This window comes from Kribbella sp. NPDC003505 (genome assembly GCF_040610875.1).
In the GTDB taxonomy this organism is placed as follows: domain Bacteria; phylum Actinomycetota; class Actinomycetes; order Propionibacteriales; family Kribbellaceae; genus Kribbella.
Map to the genome: position 1 here is coordinate 55,853 of NZ_JBEXNA010000019.1, position 24,670 is coordinate 80,522.

Consider the following 24,670-nt stretch of genomic DNA (forward strand, 5'->3'; position numbering starts at 1 on the left):
CGCATGGCGCCGACGCGCTGCGCTGCGTCGTAGGCCGGTACGGACTCGACTGGTGCGGCCTCGCACTGCTCGAGGTTGAGGTCGAAGGGTTCTGGCCGCGTACTCCGAGACGACGATGAGTGGGTTGGAGACTGTGGGCCGCGGATGCCCTGCGGTACGACGATGTATACGGCCGCCGGGATGTCGTCGCTCAGATCGCGCAGCGCGAACGCAGACGCGCCGCGGACGACGCGTGGGATGCCCGTGTGTCAATCGCCGGCAACCAGATCGAGGTGTCCGATCCGGGCGTCTGAGCGCCGGTAGACATCGCCCGAGAGCTCATTCGCGACGCCTCCGCTGATCAGCGTCGGCAGATTCCGCGACCGCGGACCGGCCCGGCGCGCCTGCCCCGCGGTCAAGTGAACGGCACCGAACGCGGGCGGCGCGCCACCACAGACGATTCGGCAATCTACGGTGTATAACAGCGTTCTCAAGCCAAGGGCAGTCATCTGCAACGATTGTGCCCAGTCTTCGGGACAAATGTTGTCTTCAATCTCCGCGCGTCCGGAAGCTGGGCGAGCAAGTGGGGCTGTGTCGTCGTGAACTGGTTGTCGCCGGACCCCAGACACCGCCCCAGTGGCTGATCTGGTCAGGCAAGCGAAGTCAGCGCGTTCTGGCAGGCGACACCCTCGGCATTGCTCGAGGTTCCTGTGACAGCGGTGAGTCCTCGGAGCGTCCGCCAGCGGATCGGTGGTGGGTCGGGCCCAGGACCCCGGCGGTCGGCCCCGATGAACCCACCTGGGCAGAGGCACTCGCCGACCGCGGGGTGTGGATCGAGTTCAGATGCCGGCACGGTTGAGGCGTTCGATGAGGCTGGGTTTGCGTGCGTGTGTTTGGCGCAGGGTGCTGGAGCGTTGCATGAAGGTTTCGTGACGGTCGTCGCGTTGGGCGAGTGTCTGCAGTTCGGTGAGGAGCGTGACGGCGGCGTTGTACTGGGCGGGTTTCCGGGTGGCGATCAGTGCGTCGACGCGCGACCATGCGGTGTCTTCGGTGGCGGCCAGTTCGTCGAGTCGTCGTTCGTGGGCCTCGCGGCGCGCCTGTTCCTGGCGTGCCGCCGCTGCGGCGCGTTGGGCGGCTGACCGACGCTCGCGATCGGCCCGCCGGCGCGCCGCAGCGTCGAGGAGACCGGCTACGGTGCGGCGGGTTGGGGCGGAGATGACCGTAGCAGTCTCGTCCCGGAAGCGGCGGAGCAACTCCATTCGTACCCGTGCGGCCTCACCCTGGACGACCCGTTGCAGGAGCCGGTCTTTTTCGGTGATCAGCAGGTGGGCCACCCAGTCGGCGAGGTCGCGGGGATTGTCGGGGATCTCCTCCAGCGGTGGAGACGTTTGGGCGGCGATCGCGAGCAGGTCGTGGTCGAGGCGGAGGAAGTCGGACAGTGCTTGCTGTGCGGCGGTGAGCCTGCCCAGCCCGGGCGGGACTGGGGGTTCGAGGTCGTCGTCGGCGCCGGGGTCGAAGACGTCCTCGTCGCGTTCCCAGGTGCCGTAGGCGGCGAGCCATGCGAGGTAGAGCGGCCGGTGGTCACCGGCGGCGAGTTCGGCTCGGACTCCGACCATCGCCGATAGCAGCGTCTCGGCGTCGTAGTCGACATCGAACTCGCCTGCGTCGTCGTCACTGGTGAAGTCGAGTACGACGAACTCGTCCGCGATCCAGGTGCTCAATTGGTCGCCGGCGCAGTATTGCTCGACGACGGCGGGGTCGAGCAGGTCGCATGGCAGGCGGAACATGACGCGGTGGGTGCCCCAGTTGGTCAGATGCAGGTGTGCGTCGTAGTAGTGCTCGATCAACTGGTTCGGGTTGCCGCGGAAGTCGGCCCAGTGGTACTCGTTGACGAAACTGGTTGCCGTGATCCTTGCCCGGGTGGACAGCGACCGGACCGCGGCCTGCTCGTCATCGTCCAGTGGCCGGTCGATCGCCAGGAACTCGTAGTACTGGTACTCGCTCACTGCTCATCCAGTTCGTGGTTGAACGGATCTGTCCGGAAGCTGGAGTCGTCTCCCAAGTGGAAGCACAGATGACCCTCGATCGACTCGTGGTCGGCAAGCGCTGCCCAGCCGCGTCCGCTGACTTGGTCGCCTTCGTCGACGCCCTTCCAGGTGAAGTCGACAGCGGGGCGGCCGTCTCGCTCGGCCGGACGGCAGTCGAGCCCGCCGCGGACCGCGATGAACCCGAGCTGGCCGGTCCCGTCCTTGGCGAACTCGATGAAACCCGGTTCGACCAGGTCGATGGCGTCGCGGTCCCATCCACTCATCTCAACGATCCGCCATCGCCCGATCCGAGCCCGGTTCGCCATGGGCGGCAGCATAACCATCGCATCGAGGCTCGTTGCCACTCCGGTGCTGTCGGGATGACCAGGTCATCCTGGCAGGATGGTGGTGTGAGTCTCGGTGACGGTCGCGATGGTGGCGGCCCGGATCTGCGCCATGAGTTGTCCGAGCTGCGGGCCGAGCGGGATCGGTTGCGGGTGGAGAACGCGCGTCTGTCGCGTCTGCTGGAGTTGCGGGGCGAGGACACCACGCCTGCGCCTGAGCAGCTCGCGGCGCCCGTGGGGCCTGGCGGGCTGGTGTCGATGGCGGGCTCGACGCCGCAGCAGAAGCTCGCTCTTTACCTGGACCTGTTTCGTGCCAGGACCGATACCTACGCCAGGCGCTGGGAGGACCCGCGGACGGGCAAAAAGGGGTGGATGCCCGCGGCGGCGGGTGGGTGGCGCAAGGGCATGACCCGCGCGACCGCGCGTCTGCTCCCGCTGACGTCGGAGGTCGTCGCCGAGCACCTGGGCGCGAGGTCGCGGCAAGACCTGTTCATCGGCCTGTACCCGATGCTCCCGAACAACACCTGCTGGTGGCTGGCTGCCGACTTCGACGGCAAGACCGCGATGCTCGACGCCCTGGCGTACGTCAAGGCCGCCCGAACTGCAGGCGTCCCCGCTGCGCTGGAGATCTCCCAGTCCGGTGCCGGTGCGCACGTGTGGATCTTCTTCACCGAGGCGATCCCCGCGCAGACGGCACGCGCAGTCGGGACCGCGCTGATCCACGAGGCCATCCTCCAGCGTGGCGCGATGAGCCTGGGCTCCTACGACCGTCTGTTCCCAAGCCAGGACGTACTGCCCAGCTCTGGCCCTGGCAACCAGATCGCTGCACCGCTCCACGGCAGCCGACGCAAGAACGGGCTCACGCTCTTCCTCGACCCGGCCACGCTGGAACCGTACGAGGACCAGTGGGCGTTCCTCTCCACGTTGGATCGGCTCACCCCAGGTGACGCCGCCCGTCTCGCCCGCAAGGCGTCGCGCGCCGCCATCGGCCACGACGTCACGACCCTGGCACGAGCCGAATCTACCAAGGTGCACCCGCCCATGCCCCCGGTTCTGCACGCCGAAATCGCCGCCGGTCTGGTCCTGGACGCGACCGCCCTCCCGCCTGCTGCTCTTGCGACTTTCAAGCATGCCGCATCGATGGCGAACCCGAAGTTCTATGAGCTGCAACGGCTGCGCAAGTCCACCTGGGACACCCCGCGGTTCGTCACCGGCTACGACCTGACCCTGGACGAGAAGCTCGTCTTGCCTCGCGGTCTCCGGCACCTGGTCACCGGTATCGTCGAGCGCAGCGGCGCCCGCCTCGACGTCACCGACAACCGGACCGCCGGCACGGAGATCGACGTCGCGCTCATCGGCGAGCTCACCGACCGGCAGGCCGTGGCAGTCGGTGAGCTGCTCGCGCACGACGACGGCGTCCTGGTCGCCCCGCCAGGATCGGGCAAGACCGTCATGGCATGCGCAATCATCGCCGAACGAGCGGTGTCCACACTGATCCTGGTCGACCGCAAGGGCCCTCGCCGACCAGTGGCGCACCCGACTGACCGAGTTCCTCGGCCTCAAACCGGGACAGGTCGGCGGCGGGCGGAACAAACTGACCGGGATCGTCGACGTCGCCATGCTGCCCACCCTTGCCAGACACGACGACGTCGCGAACCTGACCGCTGGATACGGGCAGGTCATCGTCGATGAGGCACACCATATCGCCGCAGCCGCGTACGACCACTCGGTCAAGAAGATCGCCGCCCGGTACTGGCTCGGCCTCACTGCCACCCCCGACCGCCGCGACGGGCTCGGCGAGCTCCTGCGCTGGCAACTCGGACCGGTCCGGCACACGATGACCGATGCGATACCCGGGACGCTAGCCGAAGCAGCCGACACCAGCGCAGGACCAGCACGATTGCTGCACCTGCATGAGACCACGTTCACCGCGGCAGACATCGATCAGGACGCCCCGTCACCGATCGCCGAGGCACACCGGGCGCTCACCGCCGACCAAGACCGCAACGAGCAGATCCTCGACGATGTCCACGCCGCTCTCAGCCAGGGGCGCAACTGCCTGGTGCTGACCCGCCGGGTCGCCCATCTCGAAACGATCATCGCGCTCTTGGCCGGTCGTGGCCATGAACCGCTTGTGCTCCAAGGGGGCATGCCTGCCAAGGACCGACGTGCGGTCGTCGAACGACTCACCGACGCCAGGGCTGGCGACGGTGTCCTGGTCGTGGGCACCACACCGTTCGTCGGCGAAGGGTTCGACGCACCGGCCCTGGACACCCTGTTCCTCGCGGCGCCGATCTCCTTCGACGGCCTCCTGGTCCAGTGCGCCGGACGAGTCGTCCGCCCCGCACCCGGCAAAACTGTCGCCGAGGTCCACGACTACCACGACCCGCTCGTCCCGCTGCTGGCAGCCTCGCTCCAGCGACGCATGCCCGGGTACAAGCGGCTCCGGTTCGACCGGGACCGATGACGCCCTCGCCACTGGGCACGGTCGCCGTGCAAAGACCATCAGGTCAGCCTGGCCGATGTGCAAGGTTCCGCTGGTGCCGCCCTGGAACTGCTGCGTACGAGGATGGACCGTTCCGCGAGCAGTTGCTCGACCTCGTTCGAGACATTGCAGAGACCCGGGCCTTCGGTCGAAATTCCTCTGCACTAGGGATGTTGGTGTTTAGGTTTCCTGCGTGGGAGGTGTTGCTGCGATGCCGACGATCGATGAGTTGCTGGCTGAGTTGCCCGACACGTTCCGCTACTCCGAGGCGTTGGGGCAGATTAGCGAGCGTCAGCTTCGTAGGTTGCTCGCGGACGGTTGGATCACGGTTGTCTCGCGTGGTCTGTACCGAAAGAGCGAGTGGCTGGGCGACGATGGCTTAATTGAGATCGCCGCCAAGTCGCCGCGGGCCACGATCTGCTTGCGTTCGGCGCTGGCCAGGCATGACCTGATCGACGATATTCCGGCTGAGCTGGACATTGCGGTTCCCCGTGGATCGTGGATGCCGGAGACGATGGCTCCGGTTCGATGGCGAAGCTTCGATCCGGCTACGTTCTCGATCGGGCGGGGACTGCTGGACATCGGGGGTGGCCGTAGTATCGGGATCTACTCCGCTGAGCGGAGCATCGCTGATGCCTATCGGCTGCGGCATCTTGAGGAGCCGATCTGGCGAACGAGGCGCTGAAGCGTTGGCTGCGCCGGGGAGGTCAGCCGTCGGAGCTGCTGCGGAGTGCGAAGGCGTTTCCGCGCACGATCACGCCGTTGCGGCAGACACTGGAGATACTTCTTTGAGCCGAATCTCACGGGGAACGCCGGCGGGGGACGCCTAGCTCGACCTCAAGAATCAGGCGCAGCGGACAGGGCGCACCACCCAGGAACTGCTTCAGCTCTATGTCCCTGAAGGGTTCCTCGCCCGGCTGGCCGCCAGCGACCTGCGCGACAGTTTCGTCCTCAGGGGCGGTGTGTTGCTTGCCGCGTTCGATACGCGTCGCCCGACCAAGGACGTCGATCTTGCCGGGATCAAGGTGGTCAACTCCACCGAGATGGTGCTCGATCTCGTTCAGACTGTCCTTCGTGTTCCGGTCGTAGACGACGATGGCATCGAGTTCTTTCCCGAGACTGCTACCGCCGGCGTCATCCGGGACGAGGAGCAGTACTCCGGCGTACCGGAAGTGCCGAGCAAGACCGGCTCTGCTTCGCGACTGCCATCGTCGACGGAAGGATCACCATCGCCGGAACCAATGCGGCAAGATCGATCGGACAACGCAGCGATATTGCATCGACAACCTCCCACCCTGATACCCTCCGGTCGAACGCGTCGGGCTATCACCCCAGCCGACCGTAGGTCGGTCCGACGATTGGTGGCATCAGTGAGATCGCCAGTTCCAGGGACCGTTCAGGCGCGCCGGCAGAGCCTGACATGAGGTCGGATTGCCCTAGCGTCGTGGTTGTGAGCGAACGTGGCAGCCTGCCCCCGGAGATGTCGGACTACGAGCGCAAGCGATGGACGGAGTTGCAGGCGCACCGGGCAAAGAAGGCCGAAGTACGATCTGCCGATGCCACCGAATCTCAAGCGACCACCTGGCGCGTCTGAAGGCGACGATCCCGAATAGTCCGGGGCTTTCCCGACTGGCGAAGTTGCCGATGCCACCGATCCCCGCGCCTGCTTATGGTTAAGGAGATTGATGATCGGCTCGGCGGGTTCTCGATTTCGAGTGCTGAGAGTCGATCTCGCCGAGGTGTGGGCTTTGCTGGCTCACGACCCCGGGCGATTGCCGGATCAGTCTCCGGCTGCTGACCACGGCCTGACCCTCCCATGCGGGGCCGTGCAGGTTCCGGGGTGCTTACTTCACAGCACCCCGGAACCGTTGGAGGATCCGGGATGCCGCGGCGCTCGAACTGGTTCGCCGAAACTGCTTGCTTAAGGCAATCGAGCGAAGCAGCGCTTCACTGCGGCGCGGCTGGATGCCATTCGCCGGCGGTCTGTTCGAGCCGGAGGGAGCGTAGTCCGAACGATCCGGGGGCGACGACCGCTCGGCCGTCCCAAACCTCCATCGCTGTCGGCCGACAGGTGACAACGATGTAGTCGGACCGGTCCGGACCCGCCGGCCAGAATGCGCGCCACGAAGGCTTGAACCGAGGAAGTCCGGCCGCCGGCCAGTCCTCGATCGTCGCGTCACACTCGAGACTGACGCAGCTCACCGCTCCTTGGTAGACGAGCAGGCAGCGGCCGGTGCGGACGATGTCCGCGATCTTCCGCGAGGTCGGGTCGGTTCCGAACTGGATGAGGCCGTCGCGGGTTGGACGGAACGGCTCGAGGACGCGTGCAGCGGGTCCATGCTCCGTCTCGGTGACGAACATGCAGTACTTCGTCCGACGGACGTTGGCCATCGCGACCTTCACAACCTCTGCGGGCGTGTCGATGCGGCGGCGCAGGGCCCAGCGACGGTAGACGAGCCCGAGCCGTTCGGAAATCGCGACGGTCTTCATGGCATCTGCTCCGATACTCGACTCGTGATGATCCGCGGTGCCGCCCACCGGTGCCCGACGCCGAGCAGTACCCAGATCAGGCGCCCGATCACTGGTCGTTCGAAGTTGAGGACGGTGAGCAGCACCCTGCGTGCATTGTCGCGGTTGCGCCCGATCATCGTCACACGCACGAAGGACAGTGTCGCTTCGAGGCGAACCTCGGACTCGTCGGTATGGACCATCCGGAACGGTCCGCTCCGGCCGGCGGTCGGAGCCGCCTGCTTTCGCGAGCCGAATCCGCCGATGACCCGCTTGACCCAAGCCGGTGTCAGCTCGAGGCCGGCGCGGACCCAGGCTTCCGGCCGGCAGACGTCACCGAGGGGAACCTGCACCTCGAATGCGTCGGCGTAGTCGTGGGGCTCAGGAGCAGCGAGGCAATCATCGATACCGATGCGGCGTACCTGGCTCCTCAGCGCGTCGCTCATGAAGTCCTCGCTCCGGTCGGTGATGATTGCAACATACATACATGCGTGTATGTCGACAAGCTTCGGCAGCAGCGTGCGCTTGAAGTCACATGCGGCATTGGCTGTCAGCGGCCCAAGCCACCCGGTCGCCGCGTGGGGCTTGAGCTGCGGTGGACTGGGCGTGCGCCATTACCGATGTTGGCTACGGCCTGCGAATGGTCCGCGGCGGCGGAAGGCGACGAGCACTCGCCACTGCTCGCAAATCATCTCGTTGAAGGCGTCCTGGCCGCGGACCATCCCGTCCAGATCGATGGACCGCGGCAGCACCGGCGCGGCATCGAAGATCCGGGTGTGCGCGCAAGCCGGAAGCCACGCAGCGTTGCGTCGCTGCCACGTTTCATCTCCGGTCACTGGATCAGGTAGTACGCGGCATCGATAAAGGCTTGCTGACCCTCTGAGGCGTGCGGATCGAGTCCTCCGGTCCTGGCGCGCATCGCTTCCAGGTCGGCCAGGGCCTCGAACGCCGCGTGGCGCAGGACCCGGTGGCCTGAAGTAGCCGTGTGCGTCCGCACCTCATCGGGGCCCGCACCCGGCCCGAAGCCGCCCGCAAAGAAGACGAGTGAGTTCCCCGGAATCCTCCGTCCACTCCGTACCTCGACCATGTTCTGAAGCTCCATCCTTCCAGTCGTCTCAGAGCGACCCGTTGCAGCATCGTCAGGACCCGGAATGCAGGCGACCCGTATTCCACGTGACGTATTGCCGGCGGACCCGGCCGCGTCCGGACCCCCTCCCTGGCCACCCGGTATCGCCAGTCCGTGACGTGCCGGTAAGCACGCTCGACGGCGGCGACTCGCTCTGCCTCGGACCCAGCCTCGCCCAACGCGTGGTCAAGGAGATCAAGGGCCACGTTCGCCTCACCGGCTTGCACCGTCGCGAACTCACCCAACCAGTCCCAAGAAGCGGATTGGTCGTCGTCTTCACAACGTCGGGCGTTGGAGAACTTGCTCGCCCCGCCCACCCCTGGAACGCAGCCACCAGCCGGCCTCAGCGACCGACTCCGCCTGGCCGCCGCGTCGTGGGCCCGCCTCGGTGGGTGGGGCGCTCGCCGTGTCCCAAGGAGGCGTTCTCCAGCACGGAGTGGGATGGGAGCATGGTCAACTGCTGACGCATGACTTCGCTGAACCCGTCCTGGCCTCGGACCATCGCGTCCAGGTCGATTGCCTGCGGCAACACTGGCGTCCTGTCGAACAGCGACGTGTACGCCGCGACCAGGAAGGGTCGTACGGTTGCGTCATTGCCGCGGCGCATCCACGGACCTTGGAAGACGTAGTACGCGGCGTCCGAGAATGCCTGCCGAATCTCCGGATCCCCGGGTTTGAGGGGCCCGGTCCTGCGACGCTGTGCTTCCAGTTCGGCCAAGGTCTCGAACGCGGCGTGTCGCAGAACCTCTCGGTCAGCCTCAACTGCCGTCCGAACCTTCACCTCGGCGGGTCCGTAGAGGCGCGGCTCGAAAATCAGCACATTCCCGTTGACGGTGCGCCCGTCGCGCAGGTCGACGATGTTCTGAAGCTCCTTGTAACCCTTCGGAACTTCCTCGGCCATCGTCAACCGCTCCAGAGCGACCTGTTCCAATGTCGTCAGCAACTGGAACGCCGGCGACCCCGGCTCGGCCGCGGTCGGTGTGAGGCGGTAGCGCGTGCACCGACCGATCGGAGTCCGGAACGGCTCGAGCTCGGCGTCCGGGGCCCGCCGACCGATCGCCGCCATCTCGAAGCGCCATTTGGCGGCATGCTCGAAGGCGCTGGCGAAGACCGCGACTCGCTTATCCTTGGTGGCGGCCAGGGGCAATTGCTCATCCAGCAACCGGAGCAGGACGTTGGCCTCTGTCGCCTGCAGCGACGCGAACTGGCTCACCAGGTCGCGCCGGTAATAAGACGCTCGGGTTCTGAGGATGTCCGGCGTCGGGAAGCTCAGCTCGGCAATTCTTTCACCAGCACCAGTCACGCCGAGATGTTATCGCGAACCCGTAAGCCGAGGTGACGAGTTCGAGCTACCGACCATGCCTGTTCTGCAGGACCGGCGATCTTGCGGATGCCGTGTTGGAGCGGCGGCGCTGGGATGAGGGCATGCACGGCCGAGTGTGCGTGGTCCCGGCTCTCCAGGCGGCGTATCTCGTTACGGCCCGTGGTTCTACGGTAGGTGAGGTTCAGGTACTGACGATGAGCTCGGTGGATTACGAAGTCTTTGATTCGGCGCGGCGGAAGCTCGTGCGTGCGTGGTGGCGCGAGTTCACCGATCCGGAGGAGTTGGCTACCAGGGTGGCTCGGCTACAGGTTCAGGCAGCTGCGCTCACGGACGAAGAGGATCGAGCCCGGGCGTACCGGTACTTGAAGACGCTGGACGACCTGGTCTGCGAAGCCCGTTCACCGGAAAGCGAGACGGGCGGACGTGCCGAGGCTGTGCTGCTCCGAGCCGGCCGGCCCGCGTCGGAGGTGAAGGGTTCTCCGATCGAGAGAATCGAGCTCGACTCCGCGGATCTGAGATGACGGATGAAGTCGTTCGATCCCGCGGGGGGAGCGCGGTTCCGGACGTTGGTGATGGGCTGTGGGAGCGTGCGAGAGACGCCATCGCGGTTGATACCGGCGCGGAGCGGTCATTGTGGAACGGGGTCCTGGAATATCTGGATCCCGAGGTGGAATTCGCCGCGGAGGTGCGGCGTGATGTTCCATGTACCTCCATCGGGAGTTCGTGGTTGAGCCGCTGCAGCGGATGTACGCACGTCCCGAACTGTTCACTGTCCAAGATCCGTGGAGCGAGTGTCGCGCAGCGTTGACGACGGTCGTGCACGAGTTCACCCACCTTGCCGTTCCCCGGCACCATGACCCTGCCGCCGGGGCGGTGGTGAGCATGCTTCTCTGGCCGCTCGAGGAGGGGGTTACCGAGGTCTACAGCCGTGCTCGCCTCGATGACATCGCCGACAGTGTGCTGCCGTCGGATCTCGCTGCGGGGATCAAACAGGTTCGCTGCTCACACGAGTATCCGGACTGGGAGCCGGCGGCGCGGGCCTTCGCGATCTGATCGGGGCCGAGTTTGACGTCGATGGTGACGAGGTACTCCGGCGGATGGCGAAGGAATCGAGTCAGACGAAGGACTGCGCGGCGGCCGAGCTGCTGTTCGAGCGTTCGGCCCTCCCCACACTCGTGCCACCCGAATGGCGGGAGTCCACGTGTCAGGACATCGCGACGACGATCAGGTGGGGCTTCGCGGACCTGCTTCGGCTGGATGGTTCGGAGCCCGCCAGCAATCGTCGCGCGCTTGCTCGAGGATCCGGATTGGAGATAGCCGACGCCGCGGTCGAGGTCGTCCGTACGGCGGAACGCCGGTTGCGTGCTAGCCGGTGAGACCCTGTCGACTCGCGAAGCCGAGAACGGGTCGCTGACGTGAGGGCGCGGCTGAGCAAACCTGCCGCTGGAACTTCAGTGTCCGTGTCGCGCTGACTATCGGGTGTGGCCCGCTGACCGGCGAGAACCTGGCGGGTAATGGTGCGACGATCTGGCCGACTCGGTAGGACGGCCGGATGGTCGAGGCCCGGGAGCTACACCGGAGGTCCGCCAATCGGCACAAGCGTGGAGGGTCTTCCAAGGGTAAGGTCGCATGTGCTCAGGCAGCTCCCAGTAGGCGGGACCTCGAGATGGTAAGCGAGACACTCATTGCCGATAGCAATCTGACGTTCACAGCGAGGAGCGCGGGTTTGGTGTCGACCGGCTGCCCGGTGTCGCTGATCCACTGCAACCCGTCCTGGAACTTGCCGATCGAGTACTCCCGGGGCGGACGTCCCAAGGTGTCGATGAGGTGGAATTCATTCTCGGCGTCGAAGACCAGATTGTCCTTCCCGCGCCCAGCGAGAAATTCACCGGTCAGGCGAGTGTATTCGCGCGCCGCGCTGAGAAACCGTCGCGCGGAGTCGGCGAGTTCAGGTCTGCGCTGCGTCGCGGCGACGAACTCGGCCACTGTGTTGCCTGGGCACAACCGACCGAGCAACTCCGCATCGAACCCGGCAGGCAACGAGCGTTCAAGCCACCTCCGGCCGGCTCGGGTCAGGTCCGCCTCGGACAGCTGTTCCGGCGCACGCAGACCGATCGCGAGACCCGTGCCTTCCCGCAGGGGCCTCCATTCCTGTACCGCGACGGGAACCGGAATCACATACCGCTCGTCAGGATCGATGACCTCGGCGAAACCAAGCTCCCGCAGGACCCGGCCAGGAAACGGGAAGTCGACGACTCCGCACATTCGAGGGATCGAGTGACGTCGCCGAACGCCGGTCGGGCGCGCTTGGCGTCCCACCAATGCACCTTGACCAACACCCCGAATACTGGTCGGCCGCGTAGACCAACTGCTCGTTCCCGCGGGCATAGAAGGTCAGCTCGAGACCGGGAACCGTTGCTCCCCAGGATGCACACCAAACGTGCGATCGTTCGCTCGCCTGCTGGTCAGATCCTCCGTGGAAGGAATGCGACCGGTCTGCTGCGCCACCAGCAGACCCGCTTCATCATGAATCCGGCGCAAGCTCAGCGCGGTGACACGTCGCCTCCGAGTCCACACGTCGGACGCGACCCCGTCTTCATCGTCCATCGCTGTCAATCCTCCGTGCGTGAGTCGCGTTCCTTGGCCGTGCTCAGGATCTGCGCGCGGTCGCTGCCCTGCCGGAGGCGGGTGCAGTCGTTGGGTCTTCACACGGTGATCACAGCCCAGCTGGCGGCCTTCGGACTCACTTGACCTTCTCGGCCCCGTCGCGAGACCGACGGCGGAATCCCGGGCCCAGCTGGTGGTTGCCAACTGCCGACCGGCCCTTCGTGGTCCGTCTCGCACCGGTTGGTACGAGACGGACCACGACTGGTCATTCGCCGTTCAGGTAGTCAGACTCCGGGGCCCAGCGGAACTGGATCGGGTTTCCGAAGCTCGCCGGAACGGTGCCGACGGTGTTGATCACGGTCATCGGGCCGTTCGCGTGCCCGACGGCGTACAGCGCACCCGTCTTCGCCGCGTCGTTCACGGCCAGCAGGAGCGAGCCGTACACACCGCAGCGGTTCGCGATCAGCGTGCGCCCGGACCAGCCGCTCGCACGGACCTGCTTGACCACCGGCTTCATCGGTGACGTGACCGGGATCCGGATCGTGTACAGCGCGCCGGCGCGGGTGTTGGCCAGGAAGGTGTCGTACGTTGCGGTCTGGCTGATCAGTGCCATCGACTTGACGGCCGAGAACCCGGCCGCCGACCCCGCCGCCTGGAAGCCGGGGGCAAGCTTCCACCGGAAGAGAACACCGTCGCCTCGCAGGCCGTAGAAGTGCGTCCGATCTGGCAGGTCCGTGTCGAGCGGGCGGTGGAACGATCGCTCGATCAGCCGGAACGGCGTCCAGCCGCCACCGACCCGGATCGTTTTGCCTGGGTCCGACGGGTCCATCTGGTCCGAGCCGTTGATGCTGTAGCCCCGGGAGTACAGGCTGTCCCCGATGACGACGTAGCCGTTCCGGGACGAGCCGGGGACCATCTCGTTCGGGGTGTCGATGAACATGGAGGTCAGCCGCACCGCGCCGGCCGGGAACACGTTGGCTGTGGTCCGCTGCGTCCCAGCGGTGGGCGGAACGGTCGACGTCAGCGTGCGGTAGGTCTGACCGCCGGCACTCGTCACCGAGCCGGCGTTGAGCGTGCATGCGGCCGTCGTTCCGGTCGGCGTCGCGGCTGCGGTCGAAGTTGCCAGACTCGCCACAGCCAGCACTGCGGCACTCGCGAGTGCCGCCGTGTGTCGAAACATGAAGGGTTTTCCTTTCGGTAGAAGAGCTGTCTTCACACCTTCGATGCGGCGCCACGCGATTGGGTTGTGTCCAGCTCGCAGCTTTTCGAGTAATTTCTGCGATCGGCCGATTCATTGCACGCCGCAACCAATGCGGCGAGATCTCTTCCTCAGTTGAGATCTGAACTCGCGGCATGTTGCGTCTGCGTGAGGAGATGCGCGGTCGATCGGCGATAGACCACATGTCCATGATTGTCTCCCGGGCTGAGCGGTCGCATCCGTAAAGTCGCCGGTGTGCTGGACCGGGGCCGGGATGGAAGGGTGGGCACCGAGGCCGCGCCGGTGTCGGATCTGGCGACTTTGCGGATGCGGAAGCTGGGTTCCGTACCGAAGACTGCTTGATCGTTCACGCGGGACATGACGGATCGGCTCAGGAGGCCTGATTTCGCATGGTTGGTGTATGAGGTTGACCCGGTTTGACGGACAGGGTTGGTGTGGGGTCGGTTCACGCTACCTGTTGGCGGGGGGCGTGGGTTGATTCGTAGGTGGCGGGGCTGAGGTAGTCGAGGGTGGAGTGGCGTCGGCGGGTGTTGTACCAGCCCTCGATGTAGTCGAAGATCGCGCTGGTGGCGGCCTTGCGGGTCGGCCAGGCGCGGCGGTGGATGAGTTCGGTCTTCACGGTGGCGAAGAAGGATTCGGCGACCGCGTTGTCCCAGCACTGGCCCTTGCGTCCAACTGATAGTCGTACGCCGGAATCCCTTGCCAGGTTGGCGTACTGGACGGATGTGTATTGACAGCCGCGGTCGGAGTGGAACACGACGCCGGGGGCCGGCCGACGCCGGTTGATGGCGTCACTGAGGGCGTCGGCGACCAGGTCGGTGCGCAGGTGGTCGGCGGTTGCCCAGCCGACCACGCGGCGGGAGGCGAGGTCGATCACGGTGGCCAGGTAGCCAGCCTTCCCAGGTCTGGATGTAGGTGATGTCACCGCACCAGCGGGTGTCCAGCGCGGCCGGCTGGCCCGGGGCGACCGCGAAGTCGCGGCCGATCAGGTCCGGTCGGGCCGGGGCGGTGGGGTCGGCGACGGTGGTCGTCTTCCACCGCCTGGGAGTTCGGCCGCGCCGGTCGACGGTCCGCATCAGCCGGGCGACTCGCTTGCGTGAGCAGCGTTCGCCCTGGGCCTGGAGTTCGTGGTGCACCCGCGGCGATCCGTAGGTGTGTCGGGAGTCGTCGTGGATCGCGGCGATCCTGCTAGTCAGCTCAGCGTCGCGCTGCGCACGTGGCGAGGGCGCTGCGGTCCGGTCGGCGTAGTAGGCGGAACGAGAGACCTGCAGCAACTCACACGCCCGCTTGACGTTGTGGTCGCCTTGCTTCTCCGCCTCGATGAACGGGTAGCACGTAGCTGCCCTGGTCACCGGGTCTCTTTCGCGAAGAAAGCCGTGGCCCGCTTGAGGATCTCGACATCCTCGCGGAGCCGGCGGTTCTCCCGCCGCAGTTGCGCGAGTTCGTCTTTCTCGCTCGTGGTCAGCCCGCCGTCACCGGTGCCGGCGTCGCGCTCGGCCTGGTGCAGCCACTGGCGGACCGCGGTCTCGGTCAGATCAAAGTCCTTCGCGACCTGACCGACCGAGCGGTCGCCGCGCTGGCACAGCTCGACGATCTCGGCCTTGAACTCAGGCGTGAACGAACGACGAGGCCGCGGCTTCTTCTTGCCCATGGACTCCATGATGAACATCCTCCCGGAGCACAAGCTCCTGATCTCGGATGTCCGTCAAAACGGGGCAGGTCCAGTAGGGACGAGGCGAAGACTGACTCGTGCTGTGGTGGCTCCTGTTGCCACGCTGATGGCGCTGCTGGTGCCCGTGGGTGAGGCAGAGGCGGGCCAGATCGCGATCCAATCGGTGCCGTCGGGTTACTGGAACATCAGGAACAGGAAGACCGGCAAGTACCTGTCGACTGCCGGAACCGGCAACGGGGCGAAGGTGGTTCAGGATCCGTTGGACGGTGGGCTGGATCAGTACTGGACGTTCGTCAAGAAGGTCGATGTGTCTGGTGAGGACAACGACCGTTACTGGATCATCAACAACCTCGATGGTCGGTGCGCCGGTATCAGTGGTGGTGGCTTGCACGACGGGGCGCCGGCGATCATGTGGGACTGTAACCAGAATGCGTGGGCCAACTATTGGTACGTCCGGGTGGATTGGTACGAGGGCGGTAGCCCCGCCGGCAGCACGACGTCTGGTACGCAGGCGATTCAGTGGCGCTGCGCCGACGACCCGGACCGGATCGTGCGTTGCCCGCTCAGACCGCCACGCAGCCACCGCGGCCGACTGCGCACCCTGCAGCCCCGACACCCGGACCGTCCGCTGCAACAACAACCCGCCGGCCGACGACACCAACGACCCACGGACCGGATCCAGAACCACACCACGAACCACGTTAGGCTTCACCTACGGAGTGCCTTTCCGGCAGGGACCTTCTTGAGCTTCGACAACCCACGAATCCCAGCCAGGACAGGCACTTCCGTGCGTTACGCGCCGTCCTCAACCACTACAAGGTGAAATCTCGAGGCTAAGTCACTTGACCAAGAGGGTTTCGGATCCAGGCGCCAAGGACGGCACGGAGGGAGACGGCGTTGCCGCGGGAGGCTTCGGGCCCGCACGCGCCTTCGCCGGTGGACGAGGGGAATGGGGGACTGGTACTACGGCGTCTCGGACAGCTATCTCCGTGAGTTTATCGCCTACTGGCGGGACGGCTACGGCTGGCGCAAGGCCGAGGCCGGTATCAGCGCCTACGAGCACTACCAGGTGAGCGTCGCCGGTGTCCCGCTGCACTTTATGCGGAAGCCTGGCCGCGGCCCTCGCCCAATCCCGTTGATCCTCACCCATGGCTGGCCGACGACCCCGGGGGCTGGTCTGGCGACGGCGCGTAGACTGCGCGCCTTCAGAGGTCTTGGCTGGGCCCTGGCCGTCTCGGGGTGTTCCGCGGCTGGGTTGACCGAGCGCTTCCCGCCGATGCGCGGGGGTCGGCTGCGGCCCCTGCGGGGGCCTGCGCGCCGAACAACGTGGCGGGGGTGAGCGCGGCGCCGCGGTCGTGATCACCGGGGTCCAAGGAAGGGCCGGTCAACTCGAACCTCCCGTACTCGACCGTGCAGGTGCCCGCCCGATCCATGCCGTAGAGCGCAAGCGTGGTGAGACCATCCTTGAACAGCGCCGGCGGCGGAGTCAGGTCGGAGAAGTCAACCTGACTGCCACTGACCTTCGGCCAGGCGAGTGTGATGTGCGGGCTGAATCTGTTCCAGTCCGGGTGCGACGTCGTCGGTCCGATCTCGTTGAACCCGTAAGCCAGATATTGCGCGAGCTCCTGTCCACCGGGGTCCTCTTTCCGCAGGCGCTCCACCGTTTCGGCGATCGAGTCGCCGGCCGGGTCGGACTCGCGCAGCCTGCCGGCACGAACCGGTTCGACCGACTCCAGAACCGGGTTCTGCACCCGCTGCCAGGACTGTGACCACGGGAAGTGCCACTCCACGGCACCCTGCGGGTTGAGCCGGAATTTTCCGGCGTCGGGCCGGATCGGGCCGGCAAGCCGGCTCAGTCGCTGGGTCCGCGCCTGCAGTTCGGGGATCTGCGACGGATCAGCGGGAAACTGTTCGATCGTGACGTGGGGTTCGCACGGGCCATCGTGGCCCGAACCCGGGAACGGTTCACCGAGCACGAAATGCGATCCGCCATTCATCCGTTCGGCGAGGATCGCGCTGACCTCGCAAGCCCATCTGCGGGCTTCGTCCGGCAAGAGTAGAGCTATGTCCAGCGTCATCAGAGGCATTCGCGGATCGTAGCGGGCCTGGAAATTCTGGAACAGCACGAAGCCAAGCCGGGTCTCGTCACCGACGAGGACGCCCTCCCCAGTGCATCGGTCCTGCAGCGTACGACGCAGTGCGAGCGCTGCCACGGACTTGCCCTTGTCCTGCAAGTCGACAAGACGCATGACGCCGGCTTCGACCTCGGGAGTGGGCCGCCGTCGGTCAGCACGGCGTACGGGATGTCTGGGCAACCCCTGCTGTGCGGAAGGCGACGACGCACGCTGTCTTGCAGTCCGACGATTCGTCCGGGCCGTACATCGCGACCGAGTTGATCTCCGGGCAGACGACGGCCGATCGGATGCGCCTGCGCGGCGCGACGAGCTCCGCCGGGTCACCGAGGTGGGAGTCCAGCTCGTCGAGGCGCTCCGAGTGGTCCATGCGGTCGACCTTGTTCACCGTGACGTCACCTGGAGAACGTGATGATCGGGCACGGCGGGCAGATCAAACTCATTGACTTCGGCAATGCAGTGCGCAGAGGGGACGCAGCGGCGGGGCACAGCATCGGGACCTGGGGATACGCCGCCCCTGAAGCGGTCGGCGCCCTGCCGAACTTCGTACAACTGCTTCCCGACCCGGCGGTGGACTGCTATGCGGCCGGGTTGACCCTGCATCAAGCCGCAACCGGACGACTCATCTTCGAGAACCCGACCGACTGCTGGGCACAGATGGACGCTCGGGTACCGCGACTGTCGCAAGTCCTGGACAAGGTACCCCCGAGCTCGATCAGTTGCTCGCGGACATGACCTCCAAGGACCCAGGTGATCGACCGACTGCCGCGGAGGCATCGGTCATCCTGCGGGAGATCACTGGCGCGCGGGACGCGGTGACTTTCGGACGTCTGCGTCTCGTGCCACGGGATTCTGCGTTCGGGTCGTCGATCCTCTCGCCACCACCAGCGGTCGACGCAGATGTCGAGCGTCGCCGCATCTCGATGAGCGGCCTGCGCCGGCCCGCCGCGCGACGAGTGCGAATGCAGGCTGGTCGTTGTCGGGCACCTATCCGGCCCGCGACCTCGGTGCGGTCGAGACCAGTCGCCGCTACGAATCTGTCATCGACAGAGCAATGACGAAGCTTGGGAGGACTGGCCGCATCACTGATGCGGCCCTCCTGATGGTTGTGCAATCTGGCGTTGTTGGCGCGTCGGCCCACCATGGCGGGCGCCATAGGCATCGTGCGGCTCGAAAACCCGGTCGATGGGCGCTACCTTGAGCAGATGGAGTGTTGCTGTATGTGGTCGTCTCGGTCCTGTCGGTGAGGTTGGCCCGTGACTGGGGGATGGGTCATGCCGCCGGGGATGGCGGGGAGTCTGAGCCTGGTGAGGGTTCAGCCGAGCAGTGCTCGCGGGAATGCGGCGGCATGTCCGCAGTTCCTGGCTGCGAAGGCACGGCCGCTGGTCGTGGCGCGGGCACCAACTGTCAAAGCGACCGGCCTCGAGACCTTTGCCCTTTCGCCCGTGATGGACGCGCTGGACTCAATCGAGTATTCGGGCTGCACCGTCGAGGAGGCGCTGGCCCGGCTCCGGCCGGAAGGGCGTGGCAAGGCGCTGCACCCAGGTCTGCGCACCTGGGTGGAGCACGCCACGCGCCGTTTTCTCGAGGTATCTGACCGGCTGACGACAGCCGTCGGCTCCGCCCTCGATCCGACGCGTGACGAATGGATCGTGCGCGTCGAGACTCGGGAATCGGTGGTGTACGAGATCTGCGCCTGGGGCCGGCGCTACGTCAGTGCGGACGGCACGGTCAGAGAGCTGAGAACCCTGAAGCACAGCGGCCGCGGCGGTGACCGTACTCCGGCTTCCGAGGTCGCTGTCGCCGCATTCGTGCTTGCTCAGGGCGGTACGCGATCGGCCGATCCCCGACGCGGAGTGGATCGGGACGGACGCGTACGGCGCGTGCGTGTGGTGGAGGTCGGCTGTACGGATGGTACGAGCACCACGCTCTTCGACGGATCGGTCGAGGAAGCCCAGGCACTCTACGATGAACACGGCCGGCCGCAGTTGCGTGAAGCTGTCGACGGTGGTGAGTACCGACCTGGCCAGGACTGTGTCAAGTGCAAGCTGATCGAGGTCTGTCCGGTATTGCCTCGTGGACCTGGCATCTTGGGACTCGCGAGTCCCAGACCGGGCCGCGCGACCTGGTCGGTCTCGAACGGCCGGACGTACGAGACCTGCCCTGCGCGTGACCATCTCCGGCGGCTGAACCTGCCCCGAGACTTCGCCGTGGAGTACGGCGAGTCGGCGGCCCGTGGCCAGGCGGTCCACAGTTGGCTGGAGAAGCGTCACCGTGAGACACCGGTCCGCGCCTGCCGGCCGTCCGACGTTCCTGAGGCATCGACCGTTCTGCAGATCGATCGGTGGTGCGTCGAGGGCTCGGAAGCAGTCCTCGCGCATCAGATGCTGGGTGATCACTCGGTTGTCTGTCCGCTGGCCGACGTCGACCCGGACACCGAACCGTTGCTAGAGGAGACGCTCGTCGTGTACGACGAGGCAGCGAACGTGATTGTGCTCGCGAAGGCCGATCTCTTGTATCGCAGCGGCGGTGCCTGGGCCCTCCGAGAGACGAAGACGACCACGGAGATGGGATCGAACGGTCTCCTGTGGAGGTACCCGCAATTGGCTCTCGGGCTCGTTCTCTTCGCCGCGGACGTGTTGCCGGGGTCCTCCAGGGGACGCGTCGAGTTGGAGCGACTGACGCCGCGCGGCGCGTTGCTGGACGTTATGGCAGCCGACGATCCCGCCCTGCTGGCAGAGGCTCGCGCCGTGGTGCGGGAAAGTGTCGGTGCCTGGGGTCAGGATCTGACCATGCCGGCAAAACCGGGGCGTCATTGCAGGTCCTGCGAAGTCGTTCGGTGGTGTCCGGAACGAATGGCGACGGGGGAGGAGGCCTCTCGGTGACAGAGCGATCAGGCGGTGCAGGTCGTGAAGCGCGAGTTGTGACGGCGGCGCTGAGGGCTGCGTGTGCGTGGAGCCTTCGCACACAGCACGCAGGCGCGCTCCGCGAAGTCGGGCGGATGGTGGGCGTCGTGATGGAGGTCGCCGGCCCTGGCCGAGGTGTGAAGGCGCCGCTGGAACTGATAGCTGCGGCTCGCGCGCCGCTTGGCGAGTTGCTCGAACAGGTCGGCCTGCTGGAGTGCGACCCGGCGGTCCGGGACCTGCCGCTGCTGGACGACGCGGACGAGCTGACGGACTTCGCGTATGACGTAGCCGTCGAGTATGCGCGGCCGTTGATGCCGATGCTCGAGTCCGCTGAATGGCTGCCGGCGTGGACTCGCCAACGGGCGGAGCAGATCGAGAACGATGCCTTCAGGTCGTTGGTCAGTACCGGCAAGCCCGCGGCGTACACCGCCGCCCGCCGGTTCCTCGTCGAGAATCCCGCCGGCCGGCGAACCGAGATCACCGATCGGCTCTCACGCCTCGGCGTCGTCCTGAAGTACGAAACTTTGGACCGCCGGCAGATCTACCGTGATGGCGACCACGAGTGGTGGTGGCCTTGTCCGGTCTGTCGCTGGCCGATGGCGGTGGAGGGACGGTATCTCCGCTGCCGCTACGCGCGGCATGCGGCGCGGTTCCAGTTGCAGCCGGGCGCGAAACGGCCAAGGCTTCTGCGCGTTGGCGACGGCGCGACCCGAGCCGTGTCCACCGCGGAGCCGGCCGCCGATGTCGTGATGGTGCCCGATGCCGTCTGGCGCTTCATCGTTGTCCCTGGCGCCACCGAGCTGAGGCTTTGCCGGGAGTTGGAAGCGCTGGGGGCGAGTGTGGAGCTCTGGCCCGACATGGACACGTACGATCTCCACGTCAGCGCGGGCGATCTGGTTCTGAGGCTTGATGTCAAGGAGCGCACGTCGGTCCGCGCATTGATCGACGACCTGCGCAAGCGTCCGCCGCGGGCCGACGTGTTGCTGCCGCAGCCGCTTGCTCACCAGGCCGAGAACATCTCCGGAGCTGGACTTGCTCTGATCGTGCGCACGGAGCGAGACGTCAAGAAGGCAGTCCGCCGAGCCCTACGGAGGAGCTGATGAGTCTCCCTGTACTTCTGCAAGCAGCAGTAGGGCTGGCTACCGAGTTCTTCCCGGCGGAGCAGTCCACCGATGGTGTTCGGCGTACGACGTCGGGTGCGGTCTGTTTCGTCCTGGACGGTCACGTAGACGCCTGGGACCGGTGGCCGTCCCTGTCCGAGGACGATTCGACCCGCTTCGGGCGCCTGTGGCGATACCGCCGCAACGAGCTGGCGAACAGCGAATTCGCCGCGCAGACTCTCGAGAACCTGCTCATGACGGATCGGTTGAAAGGCTGCTCGCCTGCTCCAGACTTCGGGGCAACCGGCGTGATCGAGGTCGCGCCCGGATTCGGCCTCCGCGAGTTCGTCGACCTCAGTCTGGACGAAGCCGAAGAATCCCGTACGGCGTCCCGCTGCCTACCTGTGGCTGCGGCCGGGCCCCACACCGCCCAAACCAGGCTGGCCGGTGCGCAGGCAGGATCGGGGCGTGTCATCGCTCTGGAGTACGAGATCCTGCCGCATCACGTGGACGGGCTACCGGCCGCTCCACAACTACACGACGCGGAGCCGCTGCCGCGCTGCTCGGTGCCACTCGCTGACCTTTCGTCGATTGCGGCCCGGCTGGATTCGGCCGAGGGACGAGCCCGCGCCGACGGGAACGCCTACCGGACGAACGCCGTCGAACGCTTCCGGCAACAGATCCGGGCAGGCGGTGGAGTGGCCGTGGATGAGCTCGATCTGGCCGCCGGACAGCTCAACGAGTTGCTTGCGTACACGGGATTCGGCAAGTCGGTCGTTCTGATCGAGTGCTTGGCCTGCTGGGCGGTCGAGCGCGGTGTCAGCGTCTCGTTCCTACTGCCGACGAACGCGGAGGTACTCCGTGCCGCGGCGCGCATCGAACATGCGCTCGAGGTGCTGGCGATCGACGGATCGGTGACGCCCCTGATGTCGCCGAGGTCGATGTTCGAAGAAGCCGAGAAGGCGGATTCCCGACCGAGCTCGGACGGTCCCGGAAGTGAGTGGCTCTGGACGAAGCTCGGGTACGGTTGCGCGCTGAGCGCGGTGGCCATGGCCGATGAGGCTGTGGATTGCTGGCAGCCGGGCGCGGAGCCGTGCCGCACTCTTCGCGTACCTGCGCATGGCCGCAGACGTGAGCAAACGGTGAGCTGCCCGTGGCGGACCTCGTGTGACAAGTTCAAACTGGTGCGAGCAGCCTGCGCGGCCGACGTCATCGTCACCTCCCACTCGAACTTTCAGGTCGGGCGGTTGCAGACACCGGTCGAGGACGGCCGTGGCATCTCCGACCAGATGACGGTCGAGGAGTTGATCCTTCGCCGTTCGCAAGTGGTCGTGATCGATGAGGTCGACACCTTCCAGCGTATGGCGGTCAAGCAAGCCGGCCGGGGGCTGGAGCTCGACCAGGCGCGCAAAACCGACACGGTGCTGCGGACCTTCGATCGCGAGTTCGGCGCCAACCTCGGCCAGCTCGGTGAGGAGGTCGACGCACGGGTCCGCGACGCGCTGTATCTGGTCAGATATCTGGCTGAGAACTACGTGAGTCACATGACCTACTCGAGGCTGGACGTCGCTGCACCTGACTACGCTCGACGACCTGGCCCGACGCGGCATTGGATCGTCCCACGACGGTGGGACTCGTGGCTCACGGCGCGACTGTTCAACCTGCCGGAGGATGTCGCGGTCACAGCTCAGCAGTTGGTGATGTTCCGCTCTCTCTTCCTTGACGGGGACGACATCCAGGCAGACGAGCCTGCCGTGTTCGCTCAGATCCGACGACATCTCGCCGACGTGTGCACCGCCGGGCATGGTGGCACCGCCATCGCGACGGCCCGAGCCGAGCTCGACCATGCCTTGGAAGGGCTGATCGCCGATGAGCGCGACGTCATCATCAATCGCCTGATCCGCCGGGCGATCCTCGAACGCATCCGGGTGAACCTTCACCGGCTGATGGCCAACTCGCCGCAGTTGGTGGCGGCAGGAATCGAGTCGACCCAGACGATCGCGGACGCGTTGGGGCCGTACGGGCGCTGGCGAGTGACGCCGACCGGACCGCTCGGACGGTTGCTCTTCGCTTTCACGGAGTATCACGACGAGACGGGCCGGGACGTCACGAGGCTGACGTCGGCGGCGTTCGGTGGCGACCCGCATGTGTACGTCACGGGCCTGGGCGATACGACATCGCTGGCCCTTGCCAGGCTGCGGAGGATCGTCGTCGGGCTGTCGGCGACCGCCTATTTCCCGTTGGCGCCGCATCATCATGTGCAGGTCGAGCCTCGCTGGTGGGTGCGTGACGACAATCCCGGCTCCGTCACCATCCGGACGGTCCGCGTACGGGATGACGACGGTCGTGTCCTACGGATCTCCGGCGTCGACGGCAGGCGACGCCACGCTGTCACCCAGGAGCTCGCGCGGCGACTGTGGGACCAGCAGCTGGCCGCGGAGCTGCAGCGCCTTCGCCGCGACGATCCCGACCGAGCTCGGGTCCTGCTGGCCACGACGTCGTACGTCGGCGCGCGCCACGTCGCCGAGGGGCTGGCGATGGCGGGCGTTGCCCCGAACCGTATCTGCCTCGCCGTCCAACCGACTGCGGAGTGGATCGGAAGCGCCGATTCGCCGGCTGTCGACACCGGGCGGTGGCGCGAGCTCCCGGCAGACCGGATCGAGGACTTCGCGGCCCTCGACGGATCCGACGTGCTCATCGCACCGCTGGCCAGGGTGCAGCGCGGCGTGAACATCATCGGTGCAGGCGACCGCTCCGCCCTGGGGTCGGTCTGGCTCATCGTGCGGCCGATTCCGCTCCTCGACGAACCGGACGAGCTGGTCGCTCACCTGCAGGCTCGAGCGCTGCTGGAGAGCCCGGCGGCCAGCGCGACACCGTTGGAGGTACTGGCCGAGCGTCGCGACATCGCCGGCAACTACTTCGAGGAGATCGTCCGGCGGCCGCCGTACTTCTCGAGCCAGCCCAGGCTGGCCAGGCTCGGTGTGATCGCCGAGATCCTGAACGGTGCGATCCAGCTGATCGGAAGGGCCCGTCGTGGTGGTACGCCCGCGGCGCTGCACCTTGTGGACGGAGCTTTTCACGACGCCTCGACCGGGCCGGACTTCCCGGCTCTCGTGCGCATGCTGTTCGAGGAATGGGATGGGTTGTTGGTCGGCTCCCGCATGTCCGACATCTACGGAACGACGCTCGAAGCGTTCCGCGAGTACGCGAACCGGGTCGAGTCGAAGGAGGGTCTGTAGAA

24 protein-coding genes and 4 pseudogenes are annotated in these 24,670 nt (G+C 66.4%); 14 read left to right on the plus strand and 14 right to left on the minus strand.

Translation table 11 applies throughout. The annotated features are described in order from the left end of the window. The first annotated feature begins 119 nt into the window (after window positions 1-119). The gene (locus ABZX12_RS40980; protein ID WP_355700878.1) at window positions 120-293 is read left to right on the plus strand and encodes a hypothetical protein; all 174 of its coding nucleotides are present in this window, start codon (window positions 120-122) and stop codon (window positions 291-293) included. 525 nt (window positions 294-818) lie between these two features. On the opposite strand, the gene ABZX12_RS40985 is transcribed toward ABZX12_RS40980, so the two are convergent. Then, window positions 819-1,985: a hypothetical protein gene (locus ABZX12_RS40985; protein WP_355700879.1), complete on the minus strand. Its 1,167-nt coding sequence runs from the start codon at window positions 1,983-1,985 to the stop codon at window positions 819-821. 1,905 nt (window positions 1,986-3,890) lie between these two features. On the opposite strand from ABZX12_RS40985, the gene ABZX12_RS40990 reads away from it, so the two are divergent. The 4 genes from ABZX12_RS40990 (at window position 3,891) to ABZX12_RS41005 (ending at window position 6,429) form a co-directional block, all read left to right on the plus strand. Further along, a complete protein-coding gene (locus ABZX12_RS40990) occupies window positions 3,891-4,817 on the plus strand; it encodes a helicase-related protein (RefSeq protein ID WP_355700969.1) in 927 nt (308 codons plus the stop codon). A gap of 229 nt (window positions 4,818-5,046) precedes the next feature. After that, entirely contained in the window at window positions 5,047-5,520 is a 474-nt protein-coding gene (locus tag ABZX12_RS40995; protein WP_355700880.1) for a type IV toxin-antitoxin system AbiEi family antitoxin domain-containing protein, read from the plus strand. A 232-nt stretch (window positions 5,521-5,752) separates the two neighbouring features. Beyond that, window positions 5,753-6,259, plus strand: a complete 507-nt coding sequence (locus tag ABZX12_RS41000; protein WP_355700970.1) for a nucleotidyl transferase AbiEii/AbiGii toxin family protein — start codon at window positions 5,753-5,755, stop codon at window positions 6,257-6,259. A gap of 26 nt (window positions 6,260-6,285) precedes the next feature. Further along, on the plus strand, window positions 6,286-6,429 hold the full coding sequence (locus ABZX12_RS41005) for a hypothetical protein (protein ID WP_355700881.1): 144 nt from the start codon (window positions 6,286-6,288) through the stop codon (window positions 6,427-6,429). A 353-nt stretch (window positions 6,430-6,782) separates the two neighbouring features. On the opposite strand, the gene ABZX12_RS41010 is transcribed toward ABZX12_RS41005, so the two are convergent. From ABZX12_RS41010 to ABZX12_RS41025, 4 genes are all read right to left on the minus strand, one after another. After that, the gene (locus tag ABZX12_RS41010) at window positions 6,783-7,325 is read right to left on the minus strand and encodes a pyridoxamine 5'-phosphate oxidase family protein (RefSeq protein ID WP_355700882.1); all 543 of its coding nucleotides are present in this window, start codon (window positions 7,323-7,325) and stop codon (window positions 6,783-6,785) included. Next, the gene (locus ABZX12_RS41015; protein ID WP_355700883.1) at window positions 7,322-7,828 is read right to left on the minus strand and encodes a hypothetical protein; all 507 of its coding nucleotides are present in this window, start codon (window positions 7,826-7,828) and stop codon (window positions 7,322-7,324) included. Before ABZX12_RS41015 ends, ABZX12_RS41010 begins: the two co-directional genes overlap by 4 nt. Before the next feature lie 347 nt (window positions 7,829-8,175). Next, the gene (locus ABZX12_RS41020) at window positions 8,176-8,445 is read right to left on the minus strand and encodes a hypothetical protein (protein WP_355700884.1); all 270 of its coding nucleotides are present in this window, start codon (window positions 8,443-8,445) and stop codon (window positions 8,176-8,178) included. Between the two features lie 367 nt (window positions 8,446-8,812). Next, a complete protein-coding gene (locus tag ABZX12_RS41025; protein ID WP_355700885.1) occupies window positions 8,813-9,772 on the minus strand; it encodes a hypothetical protein in 960 nt (319 codons plus the stop codon). A gap of 122 nt (window positions 9,773-9,894) precedes the next feature. On the opposite strand from ABZX12_RS41025, the gene ABZX12_RS41030 reads away from it, so the two are divergent. From ABZX12_RS41030 to ABZX12_RS41040, 3 genes are all read left to right on the plus strand, one after another. After that, window positions 9,895-10,314 (plus strand): hypothetical protein, encoded by a 420-nt coding sequence (locus ABZX12_RS41030; protein WP_355700886.1) that lies wholly within the window; start codon window positions 9,895-9,897, stop codon window positions 10,312-10,314. A gap of 202 nt (window positions 10,315-10,516) precedes the next feature. Beyond that, window positions 10,517-10,846, plus strand: a complete 330-nt coding sequence (locus ABZX12_RS41035) for a hypothetical protein (RefSeq protein WP_355700887.1) — start codon at window positions 10,517-10,519, stop codon at window positions 10,844-10,846. Between the two features lie 44 nt (window positions 10,847-10,890). Beyond that, window positions 10,891-11,169, plus strand: a complete 279-nt coding sequence (locus tag ABZX12_RS41040; RefSeq protein ID WP_355700888.1) for a hypothetical protein — start codon at window positions 10,891-10,893, stop codon at window positions 11,167-11,169. 259 nt (window positions 11,170-11,428) lie between these two features. On the opposite strand, the gene ABZX12_RS41045 is transcribed toward ABZX12_RS41040, so the two are convergent. The 6 genes and pseudogenes from ABZX12_RS41045 to ABZX12_RS41070 form a co-directional block, all read right to left on the minus strand. After that, window positions 11,429-12,058: a hypothetical protein gene (locus ABZX12_RS41045; protein WP_355700889.1), complete on the minus strand. Its 630-nt coding sequence runs from the start codon at window positions 12,056-12,058 to the stop codon at window positions 11,429-11,431. Between the two features lie 129 nt (window positions 12,059-12,187). Beyond that, on the minus strand, window positions 12,188-12,400 hold the full coding sequence (locus tag ABZX12_RS41050) for a hypothetical protein (RefSeq protein WP_355700890.1): 213 nt from the start codon (window positions 12,398-12,400) through the stop codon (window positions 12,188-12,190). A gap of 265 nt (window positions 12,401-12,665) precedes the next feature. Then, window positions 12,666-13,580, minus strand: coding sequence for a hypothetical protein (locus ABZX12_RS41055; protein ID WP_355700891.1), 915 nt, complete (start codon window positions 13,578-13,580; stop codon window positions 12,666-12,668). A gap of 484 nt (window positions 13,581-14,064) precedes the next feature. Then, the gene (locus ABZX12_RS41060; RefSeq protein ID WP_355700892.1) at window positions 14,065-14,544 is read right to left on the minus strand and encodes an IS3 family transposase; all 480 of its coding nucleotides are present in this window, start codon (window positions 14,542-14,544) and stop codon (window positions 14,065-14,067) included. Between the two features lie 124 nt (window positions 14,545-14,668). Then, window positions 14,669-14,971: pseudogene (locus ABZX12_RS41065) on the minus strand (IS3 family transposase); the annotation flags it as partial. Then, on the minus strand, window positions 14,968-15,279 hold the full coding sequence (locus tag ABZX12_RS41070; protein ID WP_355700893.1) for a transposase: 312 nt from the start codon (window positions 15,277-15,279) through the stop codon (window positions 14,968-14,970). The pseudogene ABZX12_RS41065 and the gene ABZX12_RS41070, both read right to left, overlap by 4 nt. 118 nt (window positions 15,280-15,397) lie before the next feature. Between ABZX12_RS41070 and ABZX12_RS41075 the strand changes: the two are divergent. Further along, a pseudogene (locus ABZX12_RS41075) lies at window positions 15,398-15,694 on the plus strand (RICIN domain-containing protein); the annotation flags it as partial. Between the two features lie 129 nt (window positions 15,695-15,823). Here the strand turns inward: ABZX12_RS41075 and ABZX12_RS41080 are convergent. Beyond that, window positions 15,824-16,003: pseudogene (locus ABZX12_RS41080) on the minus strand (IS1380 family transposase); the annotation flags it as partial. A gap of 207 nt (window positions 16,004-16,210) precedes the next feature. On the opposite strand from ABZX12_RS41080, the pseudogene ABZX12_RS41085 reads away from it, so the two are divergent. Next, a pseudogene (locus tag ABZX12_RS41085) lies at window positions 16,211-16,444 on the plus strand (epoxide hydrolase N-terminal domain-containing protein); the annotation flags it as partial. Window positions 16,445-16,496: 52 nt separating this feature from the next. On the opposite strand, the gene ABZX12_RS41090 reads toward ABZX12_RS41085, so the two are convergent. Continuing rightward, entirely contained in the window at window positions 16,497-17,540 is a 1,044-nt protein-coding gene (locus ABZX12_RS41090; RefSeq protein ID WP_355700894.1) for a hypothetical protein, read from the minus strand. A 37-nt stretch (window positions 17,541-17,577) separates the two neighbouring features. Further along, on the minus strand, window positions 17,578-17,793 hold the full coding sequence (locus tag ABZX12_RS41095) for a hypothetical protein (protein WP_355700895.1): 216 nt from the start codon (window positions 17,791-17,793) through the stop codon (window positions 17,578-17,580). 41 nt (window positions 17,794-17,834) lie between these two features. Here ABZX12_RS41095 and ABZX12_RS41100 point away from each other — a divergent pair, with 41 nt between their 5' ends. From ABZX12_RS41100 to ABZX12_RS41115, 4 genes are all read left to right on the plus strand, one after another. Then, the gene (locus ABZX12_RS41100; RefSeq protein WP_355700896.1) at window positions 17,835-18,158 is read left to right on the plus strand and encodes a hypothetical protein; all 324 of its coding nucleotides are present in this window, start codon (window positions 17,835-17,837) and stop codon (window positions 18,156-18,158) included. Between the two features lie 539 nt (window positions 18,159-18,697). Beyond that, entirely contained in the window at window positions 18,698-20,308 is a 1,611-nt protein-coding gene (locus tag ABZX12_RS41105) for a PD-(D/E)XK nuclease family protein (RefSeq protein ID WP_355700897.1), read from the plus strand. Window positions 20,309-20,346: 38 nt separating this feature from the next. Further along, window positions 20,347-21,429, plus strand: coding sequence for a hypothetical protein (locus ABZX12_RS41110; RefSeq protein ID WP_355700898.1), 1,083 nt, complete (start codon window positions 20,347-20,349; stop codon window positions 21,427-21,429). Further along, on the plus strand, window positions 21,429-24,668 hold the full coding sequence (locus tag ABZX12_RS41115; protein WP_355700899.1) for a hypothetical protein: 3,240 nt from the start codon (window positions 21,429-21,431) through the stop codon (window positions 24,666-24,668). The genes ABZX12_RS41110 and ABZX12_RS41115 overlap by 1 nt, the downstream gene beginning before the upstream one ends. Window positions 24,669-24,670: the final 2 nt, after the last annotated feature.